Here is a 1,945-nt window from a genome sequence, read left to right on the forward strand (position 1 = left end):
CCGCCTCGCTTCGTGATGGATTGAGATGCCAGAGATTTGAGACAGAGTGTGGTGGCCATGCCGTGAGACAAAGCGACAGATCGCAGGTCGCAACATGCAAGAATGCCACCGGCAGCGAGAACCTACAGGAGTTCGAATCAGGGGCCACCGCAGGTGGCCTAGTAGCCGCCGGTTGGCGGGTACATCGGAACGGGACACTCCTGCCACGAATCGGTCAGCTTGCTGACCAGTTAGTTCGTTTGATGCCGAGGGATATCCGGTGCGATCAGCTGGGCGGCTGCGTGTGGCGATGCGCCTGGCGGCGTGCGTGGCGGCGTGCGTGGCGGGCCATGAGGATCTTCTTGTGCTTCTCGCTGCGGAAGATCTCGTCGTTCACGGCTTGTTCGATCAAGCCGGGATCCTCGAGCACACGCTTCGCGGCCAGACGCATCAACTCGGCGCGATCGGACCCGACCCGAGCGGCCAACCCGTCGAGTTTGTCGCGCAGCGAGGCGTCGAAGTGCACATTCGCTCTGGCCGGATAGATCTCGGGTCTGAGATCGCGCAGTGGGGCGATGGTTTCCAGGTCCCCGGTGAGGTCACCGGGCTCGTCGAGCAGGCGCCGTAACGCGACTCTGAGCAAGGCGGTGTCGAGCTTGTCGCCGTATCGGCCGGCGAGGTGCCAGATCCGTTGCTTGCTGGAGGGGTTGACCATCACGTCGACCCGGTCGGACAGTCCGGTCCGCTCGGCCTCGCGGAGCATCGGGTGTTTGTAGCGGCCGGGGGCTTCCAGGAAACGGTGCAACGCGATCCGCATGAGTGCGCTGACCGTGGTGTCGTACTCGGCGGCCAGCGCCACCAACTTCTGGGCAGTGTCGGGCTCCAGGTTGATCTCGAGCATGACCAGCTGAATCGCCCGCAACGCTTCCGACAGTCGCCGCTGTTCCGCGAGACCGTTGTCGACGGTGTTGGGCTGGGTGACAAGTCGTCGGCAGCCGACACGGATCAGTGCCCCGAATCGGCGCGGCCCGATTCCCTCGGCCATTTCGTCGAGTCCGCGTTTGGTCTCTGGATCGAAGCGAAGAGCGATGGGATCGCCCACCGGGATCCGCCCTGGCCTCGACTCTGTCATTCCTCGATCTTCTCGTCCGACTGTGCGCATGATTGTGCCCCGGCATCGGGGGGTGACGCCGGGGCACAGGGGGCGTCCAGCAGAACAAAATTGGGGGGATGTGCTGCTGGAGCGAATTCCATACTAACGATGGCCCCGGGTGCGCTATCTCATGGGTCCTTCCGAGATCGGCACGCCGCTCTATCGGGGGCAGCGGACGAGCTCGAGTTTTCAGATCGCGCGGTGTAGGGGTGGCCCGCTTTTCGTTCGGGGGGTTCTGCCTTGCTGCGCCTTTACGCAGCCGGGACTGCACCGGAGTCGATCCCGGCATTGCGAACGAAGCCCTCGAGTGGGAGTGCATCGGCAAGAGCTCACCCCGCACCTACGCGCAGTAGTGCGCCGATCTCGACCTCGGTTTTCCCGAGGTTGACCGTCCCCTCAGACGGTGGAAAGCCCGCCATCAGGCATCCTTGTGGCGGGCATTCGCGTGGTCAATAGGACGCCTGACGCCACCACTCCGCAGCGCTGGACTCGATTTCGAGGGCGTGTGTGGGCCAGTCGGGATCGGCGATCAGCGATTGGATCGTTCCTGCCATTTGCACTGCACTGCCATCGATGTCAAGTCTGCTCAGGAGGCGGGCGATTCGGGCTTGAGTGTCCGGCCAGCGGCCGCCGGTTATTTCGACTAGCGCCGCCACGAGGGTCGCACACTCGGATCGGTGATCGGTGGAGGCGTGCAAGTCATTCCGCGTAGTCCGCGACTGCCGGCGGTGAGCCACCGGTCGCTGGCTTCCCGCTGGATCCGGTTCCAGTACACCGGGCCACAGTTGCTGAGAAATGAGCGCATCGTTGGAC

At 64.0% G+C, this 1,945-nt stretch carries 1 protein-coding gene; it reads right to left on the reverse strand.

Features of this window, described 5'->3' with window-relative positions; genetic code table 11:
• Positions 1-265: 265 nt before the first annotated feature.
• On the reverse strand, positions 266-1,111 hold the full coding sequence (locus WAW17_RS17260; protein ID WP_422334159.1) for a CopG family transcriptional regulator: 846 nt from the start codon (positions 1,109-1,111) through the stop codon (positions 266-268).
• Positions 1,112-1,945 lie beyond the last annotated feature (834 nt).

Source organism: Rhodococcus sp. (in: high G+C Gram-positive bacteria), from assembly GCF_049286785.1.
Lineage (GTDB): Bacteria > Actinomycetota > Actinomycetes > Mycobacteriales > Mycobacteriaceae > Rhodococcus_F.